Annotated in this window: 1 protein-coding gene; it reads right to left on the reverse strand. The window is 43.5% G+C overall.

Annotated features, from left to right (window positions below; translation table 11 throughout):
- Positions 1–886, reverse strand: an 886-nt coding sequence (nqrF, locus tag A3729_RS08765) for an NADH:ubiquinone reductase (Na(+)-transporting) subunit F (RefSeq protein ID WP_068633678.1), incomplete at both ends; no start/stop codon positions are given.

Here is an 886-nt window from a genome sequence, read left to right on the forward strand (position 1 = left end):
TTCCATCGGATCAGATAACGCAGCATGCCATACAAAGTTTTCATTTTCTTCTGCTAGCTTGTCATACTCGTCCTGATAAAACATTTCTCTCAAGCTTCGAGCACCATACCAGAATGACATCTTACGCTTAGACTCAAGTCGCTTAAGCTGATCAAAAATATGTGAACGCATCGGGGCCATACCCGCACCGCCACCAACAAATACCATTTCGTTGTCAGTATCTTTAGCAAAGAACTCACCAAATGGCCCGTAAACATCGATGGTATCGCCCTTCTTAAGATTGAATACGTAAGATGACATTATCCCTGGAGGGTGGTTCGTTCCTGGAGGAGGCGAAGCGATACGAATGTTGAACTTAACAAGCCCTTTTTCTTCAGGATAGTTTGCCATTGAGTAAGCTCGTATAACGTCTTCTTTAACAATTGACTTATACTGCCACAAGTTGAATTTATCCCAGTCTTCGCGATATTCGTCTTGAATTTCAAAGTTTTTATAATCAACTTCGTGAGGTGGACACTCAAGCTGAACATAACCACCAGCGCGAAAATCAACGTTCTCGCCCTCTGGCAACTTAAGAACCAGTTCTTTAATGAAAGTAGCTACGTTGTCGTTTGATTCAACAGTACAAACCCACTTCTTAACGCCAAATACTTCTTCGTCAACTTCGACTTTCATGTCCTGTTTCACAGGAACCTGACAAGCGAGTCTCCAGCCTTCACCTTCTTCACGCTTGGTAAAGTAAGCTTTTTCAGTTGGAAGCATAGAGCCACCACCTTCTAAAACTTTACACTTACACTGCGCACATGTACCACCGCCACCACAAGCTGATGATAGAAATAGGCCTTCAGAAGCAAGCGTTTGAAGTAGCTTTCCTCCTGCCGGGGTT

This window comes from Oleiphilus sp. HI0043 (assembly GCF_001634935.1).